15 protein-coding genes and 5 tRNA genes are annotated in these 18,269 nt (G+C 69.9%); 11 read left to right on the top strand and 9 right to left on the bottom strand.

The features are described 5' to 3' along the window. Positions 1–154: 154 nt before the first annotated feature. The gene (locus ACIRQ9_RS20245) at positions 155–1,750 is read left to right on the top strand and encodes an acyl-CoA carboxylase subunit beta (protein WP_351932135.1); all 1,596 of its coding nucleotides are present in this window, start codon (positions 155–157) and stop codon (positions 1,748–1,750) included. A gap of 35 nt (positions 1,751–1,785) precedes the next feature. After that, a complete protein-coding gene (locus ACIRQ9_RS20240) occupies positions 1,786–1,986 on the top strand; it encodes an acyl-CoA carboxylase subunit epsilon (RefSeq protein WP_351323498.1) in 201 nt (66 codons plus the stop codon). Between the two features lie 214 nt (positions 1,987–2,200). Here the strand turns inward: ACIRQ9_RS20240 and ACIRQ9_RS20235 are convergent, their stop codons facing one another. The 8 genes from ACIRQ9_RS20235 to ACIRQ9_RS20200 form a co-directional block, all read right to left on the bottom strand. Continuing rightward, entirely contained in the window at positions 2,201–2,782 is a 582-nt protein-coding gene (locus ACIRQ9_RS20235) for an ATP/GTP-binding protein (protein WP_046729246.1), read from the bottom strand. Further along, complete coding sequence (locus tag ACIRQ9_RS20230; protein ID WP_404174849.1) at positions 2,763–3,332, bottom strand: DUF742 domain-containing protein; 570 nt, start codon at positions 3,330–3,332, stop codon at positions 2,763–2,765. Before ACIRQ9_RS20230 ends, ACIRQ9_RS20235 begins: the two co-directional genes overlap by 20 nt. 96 nt (positions 3,333–3,428) lie before the next feature. Then, positions 3,429–3,842 carry a roadblock/LC7 domain-containing protein gene (locus ACIRQ9_RS20225; RefSeq protein ID WP_005479603.1) on the bottom strand — a complete coding sequence of 138 codons (414 nt, stop codon included), beginning with the start codon at positions 3,840–3,842 and terminating at the stop codon, positions 3,429–3,431. A 10-nt stretch (positions 3,843–3,852) separates the two neighbouring features. Beyond that, complete coding sequence (locus ACIRQ9_RS20220; protein ID WP_404174846.1) at positions 3,853–7,134, bottom strand: nitrate- and nitrite sensing domain-containing protein; 3,282 nt, start codon at positions 7,132–7,134, stop codon at positions 3,853–3,855. A 381-nt stretch (positions 7,135–7,515) separates the two neighbouring features. After that, on the bottom strand, positions 7,516–8,091 hold the full coding sequence (locus tag ACIRQ9_RS20215) for an ATP/GTP-binding protein (RefSeq protein WP_046729249.1): 576 nt from the start codon (positions 8,089–8,091) through the stop codon (positions 7,516–7,518). Then, on the bottom strand, positions 8,072–8,470 hold the full coding sequence (locus ACIRQ9_RS20210) for a DUF742 domain-containing protein (protein WP_019058642.1): 399 nt from the start codon (positions 8,468–8,470) through the stop codon (positions 8,072–8,074). Before ACIRQ9_RS20210 ends, ACIRQ9_RS20215 begins: the two co-directional genes overlap by 20 nt. Before the next feature lie 111 nt (positions 8,471–8,581). Further along, positions 8,582–8,995: a roadblock/LC7 domain-containing protein gene (locus ACIRQ9_RS20205; protein WP_005479910.1), complete on the bottom strand. Its 414-nt coding sequence runs from the start codon at positions 8,993–8,995 to the stop codon at positions 8,582–8,584. A gap of 9 nt (positions 8,996–9,004) precedes the next feature. Continuing rightward, positions 9,005–12,934: a nitrate- and nitrite sensing domain-containing protein gene (locus ACIRQ9_RS20200; protein WP_404174843.1), complete on the bottom strand. Its 3,930-nt coding sequence runs from the start codon at positions 12,932–12,934 to the stop codon at positions 9,005–9,007. A 572-nt stretch (positions 12,935–13,506) separates the two neighbouring features. Here ACIRQ9_RS20200 and ACIRQ9_RS20195 point away from each other — a divergent pair. From ACIRQ9_RS20195 to ACIRQ9_RS20155, 9 genes are all read left to right on the top strand, one after another. Further along, the gene (locus ACIRQ9_RS20195) at positions 13,507–13,695 is read left to right on the top strand and encodes a hypothetical protein (protein ID WP_351932127.1); all 189 of its coding nucleotides are present in this window, start codon (positions 13,507–13,509) and stop codon (positions 13,693–13,695) included. Between the two features lie 132 nt (positions 13,696–13,827). After that, on the top strand, positions 13,828–14,613 hold the full coding sequence (locus tag ACIRQ9_RS20190) for a fumarylacetoacetate hydrolase family protein (RefSeq protein ID WP_404174840.1): 786 nt from the start codon (positions 13,828–13,830) through the stop codon (positions 14,611–14,613). Beyond that, positions 14,606–16,090, top strand: coding sequence for a glutamate--tRNA ligase (gene gltX, locus ACIRQ9_RS20185; protein WP_404174837.1), 1,485 nt, complete (start codon positions 14,606–14,608; stop codon positions 16,088–16,090). The genes ACIRQ9_RS20190 and gltX overlap by 8 nt, the downstream gene beginning before the upstream one ends. 83 nt (positions 16,091–16,173) lie before the next feature. After that, positions 16,174–16,914, top strand: coding sequence for an HAD family hydrolase (locus ACIRQ9_RS20180; protein WP_404174834.1), 741 nt, complete (start codon positions 16,174–16,176; stop codon positions 16,912–16,914). A 91-nt stretch (positions 16,915–17,005) separates the two neighbouring features. Next, positions 17,006–17,077, top strand: a tRNA-Gln gene (locus tag ACIRQ9_RS20175). Positions 17,078–17,116: 39 nt separating this feature from the next. After that, positions 17,117–17,189: transfer RNA gene (locus ACIRQ9_RS20170), tRNA-Glu, on the top strand. 22 nt (positions 17,190–17,211) lie between these two features. Continuing rightward, a tRNA-Glu gene (locus ACIRQ9_RS20165) sits at positions 17,212–17,284 on the top strand. 21 nt (positions 17,285–17,305) lie between these two features. Beyond that, positions 17,306–17,377 (top strand) — tRNA-Gln (locus ACIRQ9_RS20160). A gap of 44 nt (positions 17,378–17,421) precedes the next feature. Next, positions 17,422–17,494 (top strand) — tRNA-Glu (locus tag ACIRQ9_RS20155). 56 nt (positions 17,495–17,550) lie between these two features. Here the strand turns inward: ACIRQ9_RS20155 and ACIRQ9_RS20150 are convergent. Then, positions 17,551–18,195 (bottom strand): MerR family transcriptional regulator, encoded by a 645-nt coding sequence (locus ACIRQ9_RS20150; RefSeq protein ID WP_404174829.1) that lies wholly within the window; start codon positions 18,193–18,195, stop codon positions 17,551–17,553. Between the last annotated feature and the right edge of the window lie 74 nt (positions 18,196–18,269).

Genomic DNA, 18,269 nt, shown 5'->3' with positions numbered 1-18,269 from the left:
CCTCTTTGTGGCACCCCTACAACACCATGGCCCCCTGAGCAGTTGGAACGGCTGCATGCGGTTCTGGTTCTGTTCAGTGCTTCCAGGAAAACGCTTCGGAGACTGTACGGAGTCGACGTCTCGCAATCCTTGGTGTCCTTCGTAAGGTCACTACATGACCGTTTTGGAAGAGACGACGGGTGAGCCCACCGGCGAGCCGACGGACGCGCGCGGGCGGGTCGCCGAGCTGCACGAGATCCGTGCGGCGGCCGTGGCGGGGCCCAGCGAGAAGGCGACCGAGGCGCAGCATGCCAAGGGCAAGCTGACGGCCCGGGAGCGCATCGAGCTGCTCCTGGACCCGGACTCCTTCCAGGAGGTCGAGCAGCTGCGCCGGCACCGCGCGGTCGGCTTCGGCCTGGAGGCCAAGAAGCCCTACACCGACGGCGTCGTCACCGGCTGGGGCACGGTCGAGGGCCGCACGGTCTTCGTCTACGCGCACGACTTCCGGATCTTCGGCGGCGCGCTGGGCGAGGCCCACGCCACCAAGATCCACAAGATCATGGACATGGCCATCGCGGCCGGCGCGCCGCTGGTCTCCCTGAACGACGGCGCGGGCGCCCGGATCCAGGAGGGCGTCTCGGCGCTCGCCGGCTACGGCGGCATCTTCCAGCGCAACACCAAGGCGTCCGGCGTCATCCCGCAGATCTCCGTGATGCTCGGCCCGTGCGCGGGCGGCGCGGCCTACAGCCCCGCCCTCACCGACTTCGTCTTCATGGTCCGCGAGACCTCGCAGATGTTCATCACCGGCCCGGACGTCGTCAAGGCGGTCACCGGCGAGGAGATCACCCAGAACGGCCTCGGCGGCGCCGACGTGCACGCCGAGACCTCCGGCGTCTGCCACTTCGCGTACGACGACGAGGAGACCTGCATCGCGGAGGTCCGCTACCTCCTGTCGCTGCTCCCGCAGAACAACCGCGAGAACCCGCCGAGCGTCGAGTCCACGGACCCCCTGGACCGCCGCAGCGACGTCCTGCTCGACCTCGTCCCGGCCGACGGCAACCGGCCCTACGACATGACCAAGGTCATCGAGGAGATCGTCGACGACGGCGAGTACCTGGAGGTCCACGAGCGCTGGGCGCGGAACATCATCTGCGCGCTGGCCCGGATCGACGGCCAGGTGGTCGGCATCGTCGCCAACCAGCCCCAGGTCCTCGCCGGCGTCCTGGACATCGAGGCGAGCGAAAAAGCTGCGCGCTTTGTGCAGATGTGTGACGCTTTCAATGTTCCGATCGTCACCTTCCTGGACGTACCGGGCTTCCTCCCCGGCGTCGACCAGGAGCACGGCGGGATCATCCGCCACGGCGCGAAGCTCCTCTACGCCTACTGCAACGCGACCGTGCCCCGGATCTCCCTGATCCTGCGCAAGGCGTACGGAGGTGCCTACATCGTCATGGACTCCCAGTCGATCGGTGCCGACCTGACGTACGCCTGGCCGACGAACGAGATCGCGGTCATGGGTGCCGAGGGCGCCGCCAACGTGATCTTCCGCCGGCAGATCGCCTCCGCCGAGGACCCCGAGGCCATGCGGCAGAAGATGGTCAAGGAGTACAAGGCCGAGCTCATGCACCCCTACTACGCGGCCGAGCGCGGTCTGGTCGACGACGTCATCGACCCGGCGTCGACCCGCGAGGTGCTCGCCAGGTCGCTGGCGATGCTGCACACCAAGCACGCCGACCTGCCGTCCCGTAAGCACGGCAACCCCCCGCAGTAATCCTGCGGAAACCTCTCTCACGGAGACTGACACTCATGAACGTGCCTGACATCCGCGTCGAGAAGGGTCATGCCGACCCGGAGGAAGTCGCCGCCATAACGGCGGTCCTCCTGGCCCGTGCGGCAGCCCGGCCGACCGCCGACACCGAGCAGTCCCACCGCGGCCGCGCGAAGGCCGCCTGGCGCCGTCTGGAGCGCGAGAACGGCTTCCGCGCCCCGCACAGCTGGCACGGCTAGCCCGCGCCGCTCAGCCACGGCAAGCACGGCAGAAGGGCCCCTCTGGCTTCAGAGGGGCCCTTCTGCCGTGCGCGCCCGGTGGGAAAAGGTTCGGGCCCCTTCACGGGAAGGGGCCCGGAGAAGCGCCCCTACAGGGGCGCGAGGAAGCGCGCGACAGGCCGTGAACCACCCGCGGTCGGCGAACGACCGGTCGGGGCGGCCCGGTTGCCGGAAACTACCGCAGCCGCGCCATGAGGGCGTGCTCGACCAGAGTGATCAGTGCCGACTTCGCGTCGGCACGGTGCCGCGCGTCGGTCGTGATGATCGGGGTGTCGGGACCGATCTGGAGCGCCTCGCGGACCTCTTCCGGGTTGTACGGCTGGTTGCCGTCGAAGCCGTTGAGGGCGATGACGAAGGGGAGACCCGAGTTCTCGAAGTAGTCGACCGCCGGGAAGCAGTCGGCGAGCCGCCGGGTGTCCACGAGGACGATGGCGCCGATCGCGCCGCGTACCAGGTCGTCCCACATGAACCAGAAGCGGTCCTGGCCGGGCGTGCCGAACAGGTACAGGATCAGGTCCTGGTCCAGGGTGATGCGGCCGAAGTCCATGGCGACCGTGGTGGTCGTCTTGTCCCCGGTGTGGGTGAGGTCGTCGATGCCGGCAGACGCGGACGTCATCACGGCCTCTGTGCGCAGCGGGTTGATCTCCGAGACGGCACCTACGAACGTGGTCTTGCCCACGCCGAAGCCGCCCGCCACCACGATCTTCGCGGAGGTGGTGGAGCGGGAAGGACCGCCGCTAGAGCTTGCGAAGTCCACTGAGCACCCTTTCGAGCAGTGTCACGTCTGGCTGGCCACCGGCGTTCTCGTCGCCGCCGGGCTGATGGATGGCGACCAGGCCCGCCTCCGCCAAGTCGGCGACGAGGATCCTGGCCACGCCGAGAGGGATCGACAGGAGGGCCGAGACTTCGGCCACCGACTTGATCTCACGGCAGAGGGTGCAGATCCGCTGATGCTCGGGCAACTGGCCCTGCATCTGATGCGGCTGCGCGGTGGTGTGCACCAGCGCCTCGATGGCGAGCTGGTACCGCGGGCGGGTCCGGCCGCCGGTCATGGCGTACGGACGCACCAACGGGTTGTTCGCCCCGGAGGCCGGCGCCGGTTCGGGGCGACGCTGCGGCTGCACCGGCTGGATGCGGGGCGCCGGCGGCTGGTCGTACGGCGACGGGCCGGGGCCCTGCGGGGCGTACGGCTGCCGGTGGCTGGGGGTGGAGGGGAAGTTGTACCGGTTCGCGGAACCGTCGCCGTGACCCTGCGCAGGACCGTACGACCAGTTGCCGCTATGAGAACCGCCTGGGGGTGTTGCCACTTTCTCTCCTCCTCCGACCGTGCCGGGCACCCATCCCTGTGGAGCCGCGTCCCGAAACCTTACGGCCCCGGGACGCGAAAACGCACTGTCTGACTGTTAGTTGAGAAGGCTTCCCTGGAGTTCCGCACGCAGATCCGGGGTAAGAACCGTGCCCGCGCGGTCCACCAAAAGGGCCATCTCGTACCCAATCAGGCCGATGTCGGCCTCCGGGTGGGCCAGAACGGCCAACGAGGAACCGTCGGATACGGACATGATGAACAGGAATCCCCGTTCCATCTCCACAACCGTCTGATTCACGCTGCCGCCCTCGAAGATCCGGGAGGCGCCTGCCGTCAACGACGTCAGGCCGGAGGCGACGGCCGCGAGCTGGTCGGCGCGGTCGCGGGGGAAGCCTTCGGACATCGCCAGAAGGAGTCCGTCGGCGGAGACCACCACCGTGTGGGACACCCCCGGGGTGTTGTCCACGAAGTTGGTGATCAACCAGTTCAGGTTCTGTGCCGCCTGGCTCATCGGGCTCACACTAACGCTCCTGGTTGTAGGTGCTGTCAGGACCACTGTGCTGATTCCGAGTGGCCTGGCCGTTCGTTTCACTGCCTGCACTGCGTCCGCGCTGGACGCCTCGGCGCAGGTTGCTCAGTCTGCCCCGGACGTCCTCCGGAGCGCGGGAGACCTGGGGGCCTCCCTGGGGGGTGTTCTCGGCGGCTCCCTCGACCAGGTTGGCCTTGGGGACCCGCCTCGGCAGACCGGAGGAGGTGACTCCGCCCGCCTTGGGCTTGCGCAGCTGCGAGGCCTGCTGCCAGCGCTCGTCGTTCGCCGAACGCCAGCCGTTGTCGCCGCCCGGCTCCGGGGCCGAGGCGGCCGGACCCGAGGCCGGAGCCTGCTGCGCGGGAGCGGCGCCGTTCGGACCGCCGGATCCCCGGCGGGGGAGCCCGGCGTCGGTCAGCCGGTGGCCGGCGGCGGGGGCCGCTCCCGGACGGTCGAAGCCTACGTGGTTTCGCTCCGCCACGTCACCGGCCTGCGAAGATTCCGCTTCCGGAGCGTACTGGGCCGGGTAGCCGTTCTGGTAGCCGTCCTGCCGCTGGCCCTGCTGGGGCCAGTCGTCCTGGTAGGGCTGCTCGCCGAATCCCTGGAAGGAGTCGGGCGAGGCCGCGGGCTCTTCCTGGGCCGGTTCCTGGTAGCCCGGTTCCGGATAGCCGCCGTTGCCGGCGAAGGCGTCCGGCGCGAACGTGTCGTTCTGCGGCAGGCCGCCGTTCGGCGCGTAGTACTGCTCGTCGTACGCGCCCTGCGGCTGCTCCTGGTACTGCTGACCGGCGTCGAAACCGGTCGGCTGCTCCTGGAAGCCCGTACCGCCGTTGTCGTAGCCCTGCTGCCCTCGGTCGAACTCGTCGACGTACGCCGGTATCTCGGGGGTCTCCTGAGGCGTCCCCGGCAGCTGTCCGGGCTGCGGGGGCTGCGCCTGGGCCTCCAGGGCCGCACGGCGCTCCTCGCGCATCAGGGAGCGGCCGACCGGGTCCAGGTCGCGGATGTCGTCCGGGACCTCCATGTAGCGGCTGTCGTCGAAGCCCAGCTCGGCTGCCGTGCGCATCGGCTGGAGCTGCGGCTGCTGGCTGAAGTTCTCAGCCTGGAACTGCTGCTCCGGGATGATCTGCGAGACGGTGAACTCGTCGCGGTCCAGGGCCTGTTCGCCACCACCACCATGGGTGATGGCGTCCGGCAGCATGACCAGCGAGGTGGTGCCGGCCTGCTCGCCGGAGGGGCGCAGCTGGACCCGGATGCCGTGCCGGTCGGAGAGCCGGCCGACCACGAAGAGACCCATCCGCTGGGAGATCGCGGCGTCCACGGTCGGCGGGTTGGCCAGCTTGTGGTTGATGTCCGCGAAGTCCTCGGCGGTGAGACCGATGCCCTTGTCGTGGATCTCGATCATGATGCGGCCGTCCGGCAGACGGGTCGCGGTGACGCGCACCTTCGTCTGCGGCGAGGAGAACGTGGTGGCGTTCTCCAGCAGCTCGGCCAGCAGGTGCACGAGGTCGGTGACCGCGCGGCCGTGGATCTCGGCCTCGGGGACGCCGGAGAGCTCGATGCGCTCGTACTGCTCCACCTCGGAGGAGGCGGCGCGCAGCACGTCGACCAGCGGGACCGGCTGGTCCCAGCGGCGGCCGGGCTCCTCGCCGGCGAGGACCAGGAGGTTCTCGCCGTTGCGGCGCATGCGGGTCGCCAGGTGGTCCAGGCGGAAGAGGTTCTCCAGCTGGTCCGGGTCGGCCTCGTTGTTCTCCAGTTCGGTGATCAGGGTCAGCTGGCCCTCGATCAGCGACTGGTTGCGGCGCGAGAGGTTGGTGAAGATCGCGTTGATGTTGCCCCGCAGCAGGGCCTGCTCGGCGGCGAGGCGGACCGCCTCGCGGTGGACCTGGTCGAAGGCGCGGGCGACTTCGCCGATCTCGTCGGTCGAGGTGATCGGGATCGGCGCCACCCGGGTGTCGACCCGGCCGGGGTCGGTGCGGGAGAGCTGGTCGACCAGCATCGGCAGGCGCTGCTCGGCGATGCCGAAGGCGGCGTTGCGCAGCTGGCGCATCGAGCGCGACATCTGGCGGGCCACCATGCCGGCCAGGATGAACGCGGCGAGCAGCGCGACCACGACCGCGGCGCCCGTGATGAACGCGTCCGTCTTCGCGTTGTCCGCGATGTCGGAGGCTTCGCTCACCGCCCTGTCGGCCATGTCCGACTCGATCGTGCGGTAGGCGTTGTACTTGAGGGTGTTCACCGCCCACCAGTTCTCGGCGGTGACGCCCTGGGAGGCCAGTGCCTGGCGGGTGCTGGGATCGGTGTCCTGCATCGTCGCCAGCGCCGAGACCATCGCGTTGTCCTTGGACGGCGGGGCCACGTAGTTCGGGTCCTTGGCCTTGGCCTGCTGCACCAGGGCCGCGCCGTCGCTCTTGATCTTCGTCTGGAGGTCGGTCAGCTTCTGCGCGTCCGCCTCGGTGCCACCGCCGATGTACTCCTCGACGGCGATGCCCTCCAGGTAGGCGTACGACGACAGCGCCACCCGCTGGCTGGCCAGGTTGCCGGCGTCGGGACCGGGCTTGACCAGCAGGTGCATGCCGATCGAGCGCTCCAGCGACAGAGCCGACTTGGTGAGCGCGATGGCGTAGACCGTACGGCCGTAGGAGGTGATGTTCCCGGTGCCCAGACCGAGCTCGTTGGCGAACTCCGTCAGGGGGTGGGCGATCTCGACGTACCCCTCTTCGGTCTTCACGCCGGTCAGCTTGGTCGTGTACGCCTCGGCGCGCAGGCCCGTGAGCTTCGGTTCGGCCTCGCGGAAGAGTTTGAGGCGGCGCTCGAGGCCGGCCTTCTGCGGCATGTTCTGCGCGGCCGCGTCGAAGGCGTCGGCGGCCTTGTCGGTGTTGGCGCGGGCGTCCGAGACCGTCTTCTTGTCCGCGGCGTTCTGCAGCGAGCCCTTGAGAAGGGGAGCGACGGTGATGTCACGCTCCTGGTAGAGCGCGTCCGCGTAGGTGAGGGAGGCACGGACCAGGCGCGCGGTGTTCTCCGCGTCGCGGGCCTCGTTCCAGGTGTCGATGGAGCTCTTGACCTGGAAACCGCCCATGACCAGACCGACGGTCACGGGTATGAGCAGGATCGCGTTCAGCCTGGTCGGCACGCGCCAGTTGCGCGGCGAGAAACGGCCGCCGCTCTTCGCGGGGCCGGCCGGCGGTTCCGCGGCCGGCACGGGGGAGGGCGCCGCGGCGCGCGGCGGCGGGGTGAAGTTGCCCCGCGCCGACGGCTCGGGACCGTTCTTGCTTCGCCTCACTCGACCAACAACCTCTCGGCGGCGGGCACCTGTCGTTGTGCCGCAGTCTCTCAGAGCCCGGTGTGTCCCAGACCACTACTCAGTACGTCTTTGACTATTGGGCAGTTCAGGCATTCCAGCATGGGGGCATGCGCACTTCCAAACAGCGGAAAGCGATGGAGTGCGGTCTTGTAAGGCCCAGATAAAACGGTCATAAAGAGCGAGCCCCGCCAAAAGGCGGGGCTGTTGTGCGCGCAGCGGTACCGTGCGACCGCGACGCGTGGCGATACCACCCGATTCCTCTGCCGAAACGTTATGAACACCGGAGCCGACCGTGTCAAAGGCCACAGTCGGCTCCGGTTTCCGTACGGCAACTGCCGTACTCGACGAATGACTTGAGTGCTACCGCAGCCGTGCCATGAGCGCGTGCTCCACCAGCGTGATCAGCGCACTCTTGGCATCGGCGCGGTGCCGGGCGTCCGTGGTGATGATCGGGGCGTCGGGACCGATCTGCAGCGCCTCGCGGACTTCTTCGGGCGTGTACGGCTGGTGCCCGTCGAAGCCGTTGAGGGCTATGACGAACGGCAGACCGCTGTTCTCGAAATAGTCCACCGCGGGAAAACAGTCGGCCAGACGCCGGGTGTCCACGAGCACCACCGCGCCGATCGCGCCGCGTACCAGGTCGTCCCACATGAACCAGAAGCGGTCCTGGCCGGGCGTGCCGAACAGGTACAGGATCAGGTCCTGGTCGAGCGTGATACGGCCGAAGTCCATGGCCACCGTGGTGGTGGTCTTGTCCCCGGTGTGGGTCAGGTCGTCGATGCCCGCCGAGGCGGACGTCATGACGGCCTCCGTGCGCAGCGGGTTGATCTCGGAGACCGCTCCCACGAACGTGGTCTTGCCGACGCCGAAGCCGCCCGCCACCACGATCTTCGCGGAGGTGGTGGCCCGGCCTCCGTCAGAGCTTGCGAAGTCCACTGAGCACCCTTTCGAGCAGCGTCACGTCAGGTGCGCCACCGTTGTTCTCGTCGCCGCCCGGCTGGTGGATGGCGACCAGGCCGGCCTCGGCGAGGTCGGCCACCAGGATCCGGGCCACACCCAGCGGCATGGCGAGCAGCGCCGAGACCTCGGCGACCGACTTCACCTCACGGCACAGGTGGCAGATGCGCTGGTGCTCCGGAAGCAGCCCCATGAGCGCTGCCGGGTCGGCCGTCGTGCTGATCAGCGCCTCGATGGCGAGCTGATAGCGGGGCCGGGTCCGGCCGCCGGTCATCGCGTAAGGACGTACCAGCGGCTGGTCGCCCTCGTCCCCGTACGGCTCCGCGTACGGATCATGAGAGGCGGTGGGCGGGGTCATCGTTCCTCCGGGCGGGACAGCAAGTCGGTCAGTCGTGCCGTCGGACGTGGCCGGTGGGGGGATTGTGGCGGCCGGACGGTGATTTGGTGAGGTGGGTTGGATCCGGGGCGGTCAGTGGAGCAGACTGCCTTGCAGTTCGGCACGCAGGTCGGGCGTGAGCACCGCGCCCGCGCGGTCGACCAGGAGCGCCATCTCGTAGCCGACGAGGCCGATGTCGCACTCGGGGTGGGCCAGGACGGCGAGGGACGACCCGTCCGAGACGGACATCAGGAACAGAAAGCCGCGTTCCATCTCGACGACCGTCTGCGCCACGTCGCCGCCCTCGAAGATCCGGGACGCCCCGGCCGTCAACGACGTGAGCCCGGACGCGACGGCCGCCAGTTGATCGGCGCGGTCGCGGGGGAAGCCTTCGGACATGGCCAGAAGGAGACCGTCGGCGGACACGACGACGGTGTGGGACACCCCTGGGGTGTTGTCCACGAAGTTGGTGATCAACCAGTTCAGGTTCTGTGCCGCCTGGCTCATCGGACTCAACTAACGCTCCTGCTGGTGAGTGGGGCTCGGGAAGCTGCCGGTCTGCGGGCCGCCGGCCTGCCGACCCTGCGCGATACCCCGACGGAGATTGGTCAGCCGGCCGCGGACGTCATCAGGCGCACGCGAGACCTGCGGACCGGTGTGGTGCTGCTGCTGCTGAGCCGTGCCCGGGACGAGGTTCGCCCTGGGCACCCGGCGCGGCAGACCGGAGGTGGTGACACCGCCCGCCGCCGGCTGCCGTACGCGCTCCGCCTGCCGAACGAGATCGTCGTTCGGGGACGTGCGCCAGGCCGCCTGGGCGGGACGTTGGGGGGCCGCGGCGGCCGGGGCCGGCGGCTGGGCAGGGACGGGCGGGAGCGGCGCCGAGCCGATCCCGTGGCCGTTGCTCTGCGGCTGCTGCTGGTGCTGCTGTTCCTGCTGACCGCCGTGGAACCAGTTGGTCTCCAGCGTGTCGTACAGCGGGGTACGGCCGTCGCCGGGACCGCTGGCCGGCGGCAGCGCCTCGGGCTCCTGGCGGACCGGCGGGGCGGGCTGACGCTGGGCGGCGCCGAAGTCCATGCCGCGGCCGTTGGTGCCGGGACGCTCGAACTGGCCCGTGTCGTGGCGGCCGTTGTCCGGGTAGCCGTTCTGGCGGCCGGGCAGCGAGTGCTGGCCGGTCGAGCCGTTGTCGTAGGCCTGCGGAGCGGCGTACTGACCGGCGGAACCGTTGTCGTAGGCCTGCGGTGCGGCGTACTGGCCGGTGTGGTGGGGCGCGCCCTGCGGCCCGCCCTGCCCGCCGAAGACGTCCGAGCGGACGAACTGCCCGCCGTCCTGCTGGCCGTTGACGTCGGGCCGCGGGAAGGAACCCGTGTCCTGCGGTCCGCCGGGGCGCGGGAAGGAACCCGTGTCCTGGCGGCCGTTGGCGTCGGGGCGCGGGTAGGAGCCGGTGTCCTGCGGTCCGTTCATGCCCGGACGCTGGTACGAGCCCGTGTTCTGCGCGTTGTTCGGCTGGTTGAAGTCCGGGCGGGGGAACTCGCCGGTGGACGACGGTCCCTGCGGGATCGCCGGCATCTGCGAGGTGGCGCCCAGGTCCTGCCGGTCGTCGATGCGGGGCATCGGCGCGGTCTGGGAGGGGTCCTGCTCGTCGTGGCCGCGCGGGGCGTCCAGCGAGGCACGGGAGAGCGGCGGCTGGGCGTTGTCGTCGCTCCAGCTGGGCCGGCCCTGCTGCGGGTTGCCGCCGGGCAGCTCGGCCCGCGGACCACCGCGCGGCGGCAGCTGGGGCTGACGGCCCTGGTCGGAGGCGGATCCGGAACGCTGCGGCGGGACCGGACCCCGGTTGCCGAAGGCGTCCTGGGAGCCGAAGGCTTCCTGCCGGTTGCCGAACGCGTCCTGGTCGCCGAAGGTGCCGGCGCCGTTGGACCGGCCCTGCTGCGGAGCGGCCGGAGGCTGCTGGCCGCGGGCACCGCCCGGCGCGCCGGGACGGCCGCCGTTCTGGCCCGCGCCGGGCAGCGCGGCCCTGGGACCCTGGCCAGCGCCGACCTGTCCGCGCGCCGCACCGGCGCCGAGCAGACCACCGGTGGCACCGCCCGCGCCGAGGGCACCGCCGCGCGCGCCTGCCGCGCCGCCGCCGAGGGCCGAGGCGGGAGCACCCGCGCCGAGCGATCCCCCCTGGCCGCCGCCGCGACGGGCCGCGGCCGCACCGGCCGCGGCCTGCGCGGCGGCGGGACCGCCGGAGGCCGGGACGCCGGGCTTGCCGGGAGCGGGCTTCTTGCCGCCCTGGGCGACGTCGACCGGGAGCATGACCAGCGCGGTCGTACCACCGGAGTCGGAGGGACGGAGCTGGATGCGGATGCCGTGCCGCTGGGACAGCCGGCCGACCACGAACAGACCCATGCGGCGGGAGACCGAGACGTCCACGGTGGGCGGCGAGGCGAGCCGCTCGTTGATCGCCGCCAGGTCCTCGGGGGAGAGGCCGATGCCGGTGTCGTGGATCTCGATCAGCACCCGGCCGTCGGGCAGCGCGTGACCGGTGACCTTGACCTTGGTCTGCGGAGAGGAGAACGAGGTGGCGTTCTCCAGCAGCTCGGCGAGCAGGTGCACGAGGTCGTTGACCACGCGGCCGGCCACTTCGGTGGTCGGCACGGCGGCCAGTTCGATGCGCTCGTACTGCTCCACCTCGGAGGCGGCGGCGCGGAGCACGTCGACCAGCGGGACCGGGCGGGTCCAGCGGCGGCCGGGCTCCTCGCCCGCGAGGACCAGAAGGTTTTCACCGTTCCGGCGCATACGGGTCGCGAGGTGGTCGAGCTTGAAGAGGGAGGACAGCTGGTCCGGGTCGGCCTCGCGGGACTCCAGTTCGGAGATGAGCGAGAGCTGACGCTGGATGAGGCCCTGGGAGCGGCGCGAGAGGTTGGTGAACATCGCGTTGACGTTGCCCCGCAGCAGGGCCTGCTCGGCGGCGAGACGGACCGCCTCGCGGTGCACGTCGTCGAAGGCCGCGGCCACCTGGCCGATCTCGTCCCGGGAGTGCACACCGACCGACTCCACGGACGTGTCGACGTCCTGCGGGTCGGACTCGGAGAGCTGCTTGACCAGCTCGGGCAGGCGGTCCTGGGCGACCTTGGTGGCGGTCTCCTGGAGGCGGCGCAGCGAGCGGATCATGGAGCGGGCCACGATGAAGGCGCCGACCAGCGACACGCCGAGGACGAGCAGGATCAGCGCACCGGAGATGATCGCTTCCTGCTCGGAGGAGGACCGCAGCTCGCGGGCCTTCTGCTCCATGTCCTCGAGCAGCGTGTGCTCGATCTTCTTCATCTGCTCGATCTTGGTGGAGCTGTCGTCCACCCAGTCGCGGTAGGACCGCTTGGCCAGTTCGTTCAGGCCGTTCTGGGCACCCAGCGCGCGCTTGGCGTAGGTGTTGGCGGCCTCGATCGTCGGGTTGTTCTCGTCGACCGGCTTGAGCAGCTCGGCGGCGTTGCCCGAGTAGATCTTCCGGAAGATCGTGAGTTCGGAGGTCTCGCTCTCCTGGGCCGACTGACCGTAGAGGCGGTCGTTCTCGGAGAGGTTTCCGATGTTCGTGTTGTTGGCCGGCAGGGCCGCGGCGATGACCGCTCGCTGCACCGACGCGTACTCCTTGGCGGTGGAGAACGCCGCCAGGGCGCGGGTGCGCTGGATCATCTCCGGGTTGCTGGAGGCCTGCGCCATGTCCTGGGAGAGGTCGATCAGCTGGGTGATCAGCCGGTGGTAGGCCTCGACCGTCTGGGTCGAGTTCGCCTTCTGCTGATAGGCGTCCTTGCGGATCTTCGCCAGGTCGTCCAGCTGGCCGGCCAGACCGACGAGGCTGTCCCGGACGCCCTGGAGCTGGCCGTTCTTGCTCGCGGTGTCGATTTCCTCGGAGGCGTTGAGGAAGTTCTCGCGGGCCCGGTCGGTCTGCGTCTCCTGGGTCTTGACCGCGATGCTGGTGACCGACTGGCCGTGCGCCAGCGGACCGGCCGTGAAGTCGCGCTCGTCCTGGAGGGCGGCGGCCAGCTCGGTCGCCTGCTTGGTCATGTCGGTCAGCAGCTTGATGTTGTCGAGCTGCTGGATGTCGTCGAGCGACTGGTTGATGCGGACCGCGCCCAGCGAGGTCGCCGCCACCACGGGGAGCGCGAGCAGCGACACCAGGCGCGTGGAGATGCGCCAGTTGCGCAGGGCTATGCGCGAGCCCGCGTTGGACGGGCCCGTGGCGGGCTTGATCGTGGGCGCCGGTGTGGCGGCCGGCTGGGGACCCGAGGATCCCGGTGCCGTCGAAGACGCCGACACGGCGGGGCGCCCGGAGCGCTCGCCGCCGTCACCACCGCCGGCCGGAGCCGGGCCCTGGTTCTGGGCGTGCTGGGGCGAGGAACCGCGGTCGGTCCCGCCGTGCGCCTCCGGCTCCGCCGAAGCGCTGCCATCCCTCTTGAAACGTCCCTGCACTAGCGTCGCAACCTCTGGACCAGGCGCCCCTCCGCTGAACGGAGAGACACGGTGTCGGCGTTGATAGGGAGGAGCGCCCTGAATGCGCGCCCCCTGTTGGTCGTGAGTGTGACCGGCGCTGGCTCCCCCTGTCTCGCCGCCACCCGGCGCTGCGTTGCGCCCCTGCGCGCCGGCTGGATCCCGCGGCGGTCCGTGGAATTCCAGCACAGTGCCGGATCTCCAACAAGGGCCGTGGACCGAGCTGTGACCTCCGTGACAGCCTGTGAGTGACACGTTACGAGATGTCGAAGTCGATCGCGTACATAACGGACGTATCCCTGCCAGACGCGGGCGCCTCACTCGTGTCCCAGTCGCCATGATCAGGAGCGGAATGACAGCTTCAGTTCGTCAATGTCCGTTTCGGTGCGAGGAGTTACCGGTCCGGAATGACTGGTTTGAGATCGCCGCCGTGAGCAAACTCACACGCGGATCGCGGTCGGTTGGCGGCTTCCGCCGGGAATTCGATGTTTAGCCTGGCGCTTTACAAGAGGGAAGTCTCTGCCAACCGACACATGACGGGGTCCACGACAACCGTGAAGACGACGATGATGTTCCGCAACATAGCCAACCCCCGGCGCACCACCCTCGCCCACCTCAAGGACGCCGAGGAACTGCAGACCCCGGAACTGCCCGAGCACTCCCTCGACCTCCCGGCCCAGACCGCCAACCCGCGGCGCACCGTCCTCATGGAGATCCCGGTCGCGACCGCGGCCGCCGAATAGCCGCCGGTACGGGACACGGCCGCCGGCCGTCCGCGCACCCGGCCACCGGGTCGCTCTCACGGCGGCCGCCCCCTGCCGCGCTAGCCTGGAGTGTCAGACTCCAGCCGGTTCAGTGAGGGGCGCCAGGATCCCGTGCGCATCGCCAGGTTCTCCATCGACGGGAACGTCGCCTTCGGCGCCGTCGAAGGCGACAAGCAGGACGAACTCGTCCTCGACATCATCAAGGGCATTCCGTTCACGGACTTCGAGCTCTCCGGCACGAAGGTCCCGCTGAACAAGGTACGGCTGCTCCCGCCGGTGCTCCCCAACAAGGTCGTCGCCTTCGGGCGCAACTACGCGGAGCACGCCAGGGAGCTGGGCAACGAGGTCCCCGACGCCCCCTTCGCCTTCTTCAAGCCCTCCACCTCGGTGATCGGCCCCGGCGACGAGATCCAGTACCCGGCCTTCTCCGAGGACCTCCACCACGAGGCCGAACTGGCCGTGGTCATCGGCCGCATGTGCCGCGAGGTCCCCCGCGAGCGCGTCCAGGACGTCATCCTCGGCTACACCTGCGCCAACGACGTCACCGCCCGCGACGTCCAGAAGCGGGAGAAGCAGTGGGCCCGGGCCAAGGGCTTCGACACCGCCTGCCCGCTCGGCCCCTGGGTGGAGACGGACCTGGACCTCGACGCCGCGTCCGACCTCACGATCCAGCTCACGGTCAACGGCGAACAGCGCCAGCTCGGCCGTTCGAGCGAGATGATCCACCCCATCGCGGATCTCATCGTCAACATCACCGAGGCCATGACGCTGCTCCCCGGCGACGTGATCCTCACCGGCACCCCGGCAGGGGTCGGCCCCCTCAACGTCGGCGACGAGGTCGCCGTCACCATCGAAGGCATCGGCACTCTCACCAACAAGGTTGTCAAGCGTGGCTAGCGCACCCGGCTCCCCCGTACGCGTCCGTTTCTGCCCCTCGCCCACCGGTAACCCCCACGTGGGCCTGGTCCGCACCGCCCTGTTCAACTGGGCGTTCGCCCGGCACCACCAGGGCACGCTGGTCTTCCGCATCGAGGACACCGACGCGGCCCGCGACTCCGAGGAGTCCTACGGCCAGCTGCTCGACGCGATGCGCTGGCTGGGCTTCGACTGGGACGAGGGCCCCGAGATCGGCGGCCCGCACGCGCCGTACCGCCAGTCGCAGCGCATGGACGTCTACGCCGACGTCGCCCGCAAGCTGCTCGACGCCGGCCACGCCTACCACTGCTACTGCTCCCAGGAGGAGCTGGACACCCGCCGCGAGGCCGCCCGCGCCGCCGGCAAGCCGTCCGGCTACGACGGCCACTGCCGCGACCTGAGCGCCGCCCAGGTCGAGGAGTACCGGGCCCAGGGCCGCACCCCGATCGTCCGCTTCCGGATGCCCGACGAGACGATCACCTTCACGGACCTGGTCCGCGGCGAGCTGACCTTCACCCCGGAGAACGTCCCGGACTACGGCATCGTCCGCGCGAACGGCGCCCCGCTGTACACGCTGGTCAACCCGGTCGACGACGCCCTGATGGAGATCACCCACGTCCTGCGCGGTGAGGACCTGCTCTCCTCCACCCCGCGCCAGATCGCCCTCTACAAGGCGCTCATCGAGCTCGGCATCGCCCAGCGGGTCCCGGCCTTCGGCCACCTCCCGTACGTCATGGGCGAGGGCAACAAGAAGCTCTCCAAGCGCGACCCGGAGTCCTCGCTCAACCTCTACCGCGAGCGCGGCTTCCTTCCCGAGGGCCTGCTGAACTACCTCTCGCTGCTCGGCTGGTCGTTCTCCGCCGACCGGGACATCTTCTCGGTCGAGGAGATGGTGGCCGCGTTCGAGATCTCGGACGTGAACCCCAACCCGGCCCGCTTCGACCTGAAGAAGTGCGAGGCGATCAACGCCGACCACATCCGCATGCTGGACGTGAAGGACTTCGCGGAGCGCTGCGCCCCCTGGCTGCGGGCCCCCGTCGCGCCCTGGGCGCCGGAGGACTTCGACGAGGCGAAGTGGCAGGCGATCGCCCCGCATGCCCAGACCCGTCTGAAGGTCCTGTCGGAGATCACCGACAACGTCGACTTCCTGTTCCTGCCCGAGCCGGTCTCCGACGAGGCGTCGTGGGCGAAGGCGATGAAGGAGGGCAGCGACGCCCTGCTGACCACGGCCCGCGAGAAGCTGGAGTCGGCCGACTGGACCTCTCCGGAGTCCCTGAAGGAGGCCGTCCTGGCCGCCGGTGAGGCCCACGGCCTCAAGCTCGGCAAGGCGCAGGCCCCGGTCCGGGTCGCCGTCACCGGCCGCACGGTCGGCCTGCCGCTCTTCGAGTCCCTGGAGATCCTGGGCAAGGAGAAGACCCTGGCGCGGATCGACACGGCGCTGGCGAGGCTGAGCGCCTAACCCGCGCACGCACCCGAGGGGCGGCATCCGGTGACCACCGGGCGCCGCCCCTCACCCGTCCCGGCCGGGGTACGGTCGGTGCCATGACGATCAGGGCCGTGGTCTGGGACGTGGACGACACTCTCTTCGACTACACGAGCGCCGACCGCGAGGGGATGCGGGCGCACCTGGCGGCGGAGGGCCTGCTCGCGGGGGAGGAGGGCGCGCAGGGCGGGGAGGGCGTGGCCGCGGCGCTGGTGCGGTGGCGGGCGATCACCGACGCGCAGTGGGCGCGGTTCTCGGCGGGCGAGGTCACCTTCGAGGGGCAGCGCCTGGACCGGGTGCGGGTCTTCCTGGGCGAGGAGCTGACCGACGAGCAGGCCGACGCCTGGTTCCGCCGGTACCGGGCCCACTACGAGGCGGCCTGGGCGCTCTTCCCGGACGTCCTGCCCGCCCTGGACGCGCTCGCGGCCGGCTACCGGCACGTCGTGCTGTCCAACTCCAGCCTGCACGTCCAGGACCACAAGCTGCGCACGCTCGGTGTGCACGACCGTTTCGAGGCCGTGCTGTGCGCCGCCGAACTGGGCGTCTCCAAGCCCGCGGCCGGGGCCTTCCTCGCCGCCTGCGAGGCGCTGGAACTCGCTCCGCACCAGGTCGCGTACGTCGGTGACCACCCGGAGATCGATGCACGCGGTGCCGCGGACGCCGGGCTGCTGTCCGTCTGGCTCGACCGGCACGGGACCGGGAGCGCGCCGGCCGGCGGTCACCGGATCGGCTCCCTCGCCGAACTGCCCGCGATCCTCCACGCCGATACCCGTTTTGGAGCCCCGTCCACCTTCAGGTAATGTTCTTCCTGCGCCGCCGGGGAGCGGGCCGAAAGGCCGGAACCGGAGGCGCGAAGCTAGAGCAAGATCCCTTCGGGGGATTGCGTTCCAGTGGCCTATGGTGTAATTGGCAGCACGACTGATTCTGGTTCAGTTAGTCTTGGTTCGAGTCCAGGTAGGCCAGCTCGCAGAGCTCATCTGCATGCGCGGATCACATCCGCAAGCCCCCGTTGTGTAGCGGCCTAGCACGCTGCCCTCTCAAGGCAGTAGCGCCGGTTCGAATCCGGTCGGGGGTACGGTGATCGAAAGATCGCTAGGGCCCCCGTTGTGTAGCGGCCTAGCACGCCGCCCTCTCAAGGCGGTAGCGCCGGTTCGAATCCGGTCGGGGGTACGAACTGGTCTAAACCATCATTGGTCTATGGTGTAATTGGCAGCACGACTGATTCTGGTTCAGTTAGTCTTGGTTCGAGTCCAGGTAGACCAGCTCGGATCTGCGGCGGAGCAGTTGTGAACGCTCGCAAGATCCACGCCCCCGTTGTGTAGCGGCCTAGCACGCCGCCCTCTCAAGGCGGTAGCGCCGGTTCGAATCCGGTCGGGGGTACAGATACGGAAAAGGCCCCTCACTTCGGTGAGGGGCCTTCTTCGTGCGTCCCGCGCTCACTCGAAGCCGTAGCGGCGGGCCGTCTCCTCCTCCTGGGCCAGCCGGTGCAGCGCCTGGAGCATCGGCTCCACCAGGACCGCGCTCGCCACGGCGACCTCGGCCTTCTCCTCCTCCGACGGATGCGTCTCCAGGAAGTCCAGGTCGGCGACGGCCGCCCGGTGCATCAACCGCGCGTGCGAGAGCAGGAGTTCGGAGCCCCAGTCGTAACCGAGCCGGCGGAACGCGGCCACCGCGACCACCAACTGGCGGTACGCGGGGGAGATGGTCGTGAGCTGCTTGGCGTTCTCCCAGCCGAGCGCGTCCAGCAGGGCACCGACCTCCCGGTGCGCGCTGCGCACGAACTTGTCCTCCTCGTCCGGTTCCGGCACCTGCGGCAGCGCCCACAGCGCGGCGCCCACCCTGATCGTGCGGCCCAGCGAGCTGTCGTCGACATGGCCGAGCACCTCGCGGACGGTGGCGACGGGGATCCGCCCGACCTGGATCATCGCCCGCACCAGCCGCAGCCGCCGCAGGTGCTCCTCGTCGTACTCGGCGGTGGTGGCGTTGACCTGGCGGCCCGGCGGCAACAGGCCCTCGCGCAGGTAGTACTTGATCGTCGCGGCGGACACACCGCTGCGCTCGCTCAGCTGGGCAAGCCGCATGTCTTGCGCCCCTCCTCGGTTAGTGCCACTATCCAAGCATCGACGCGAAGGATAGTGCCGCTATCCGATGATGA

It is taken from the genome of Streptomyces sp. NPDC101237, assembly GCF_044767465.1.
GTDB lineage: Bacteria > Actinomycetota > Actinomycetes > Streptomycetales > Streptomycetaceae > Streptomyces > Streptomyces gramineus.
This window is presented reverse-complemented; position numbering and strand designations above follow the sequence as displayed.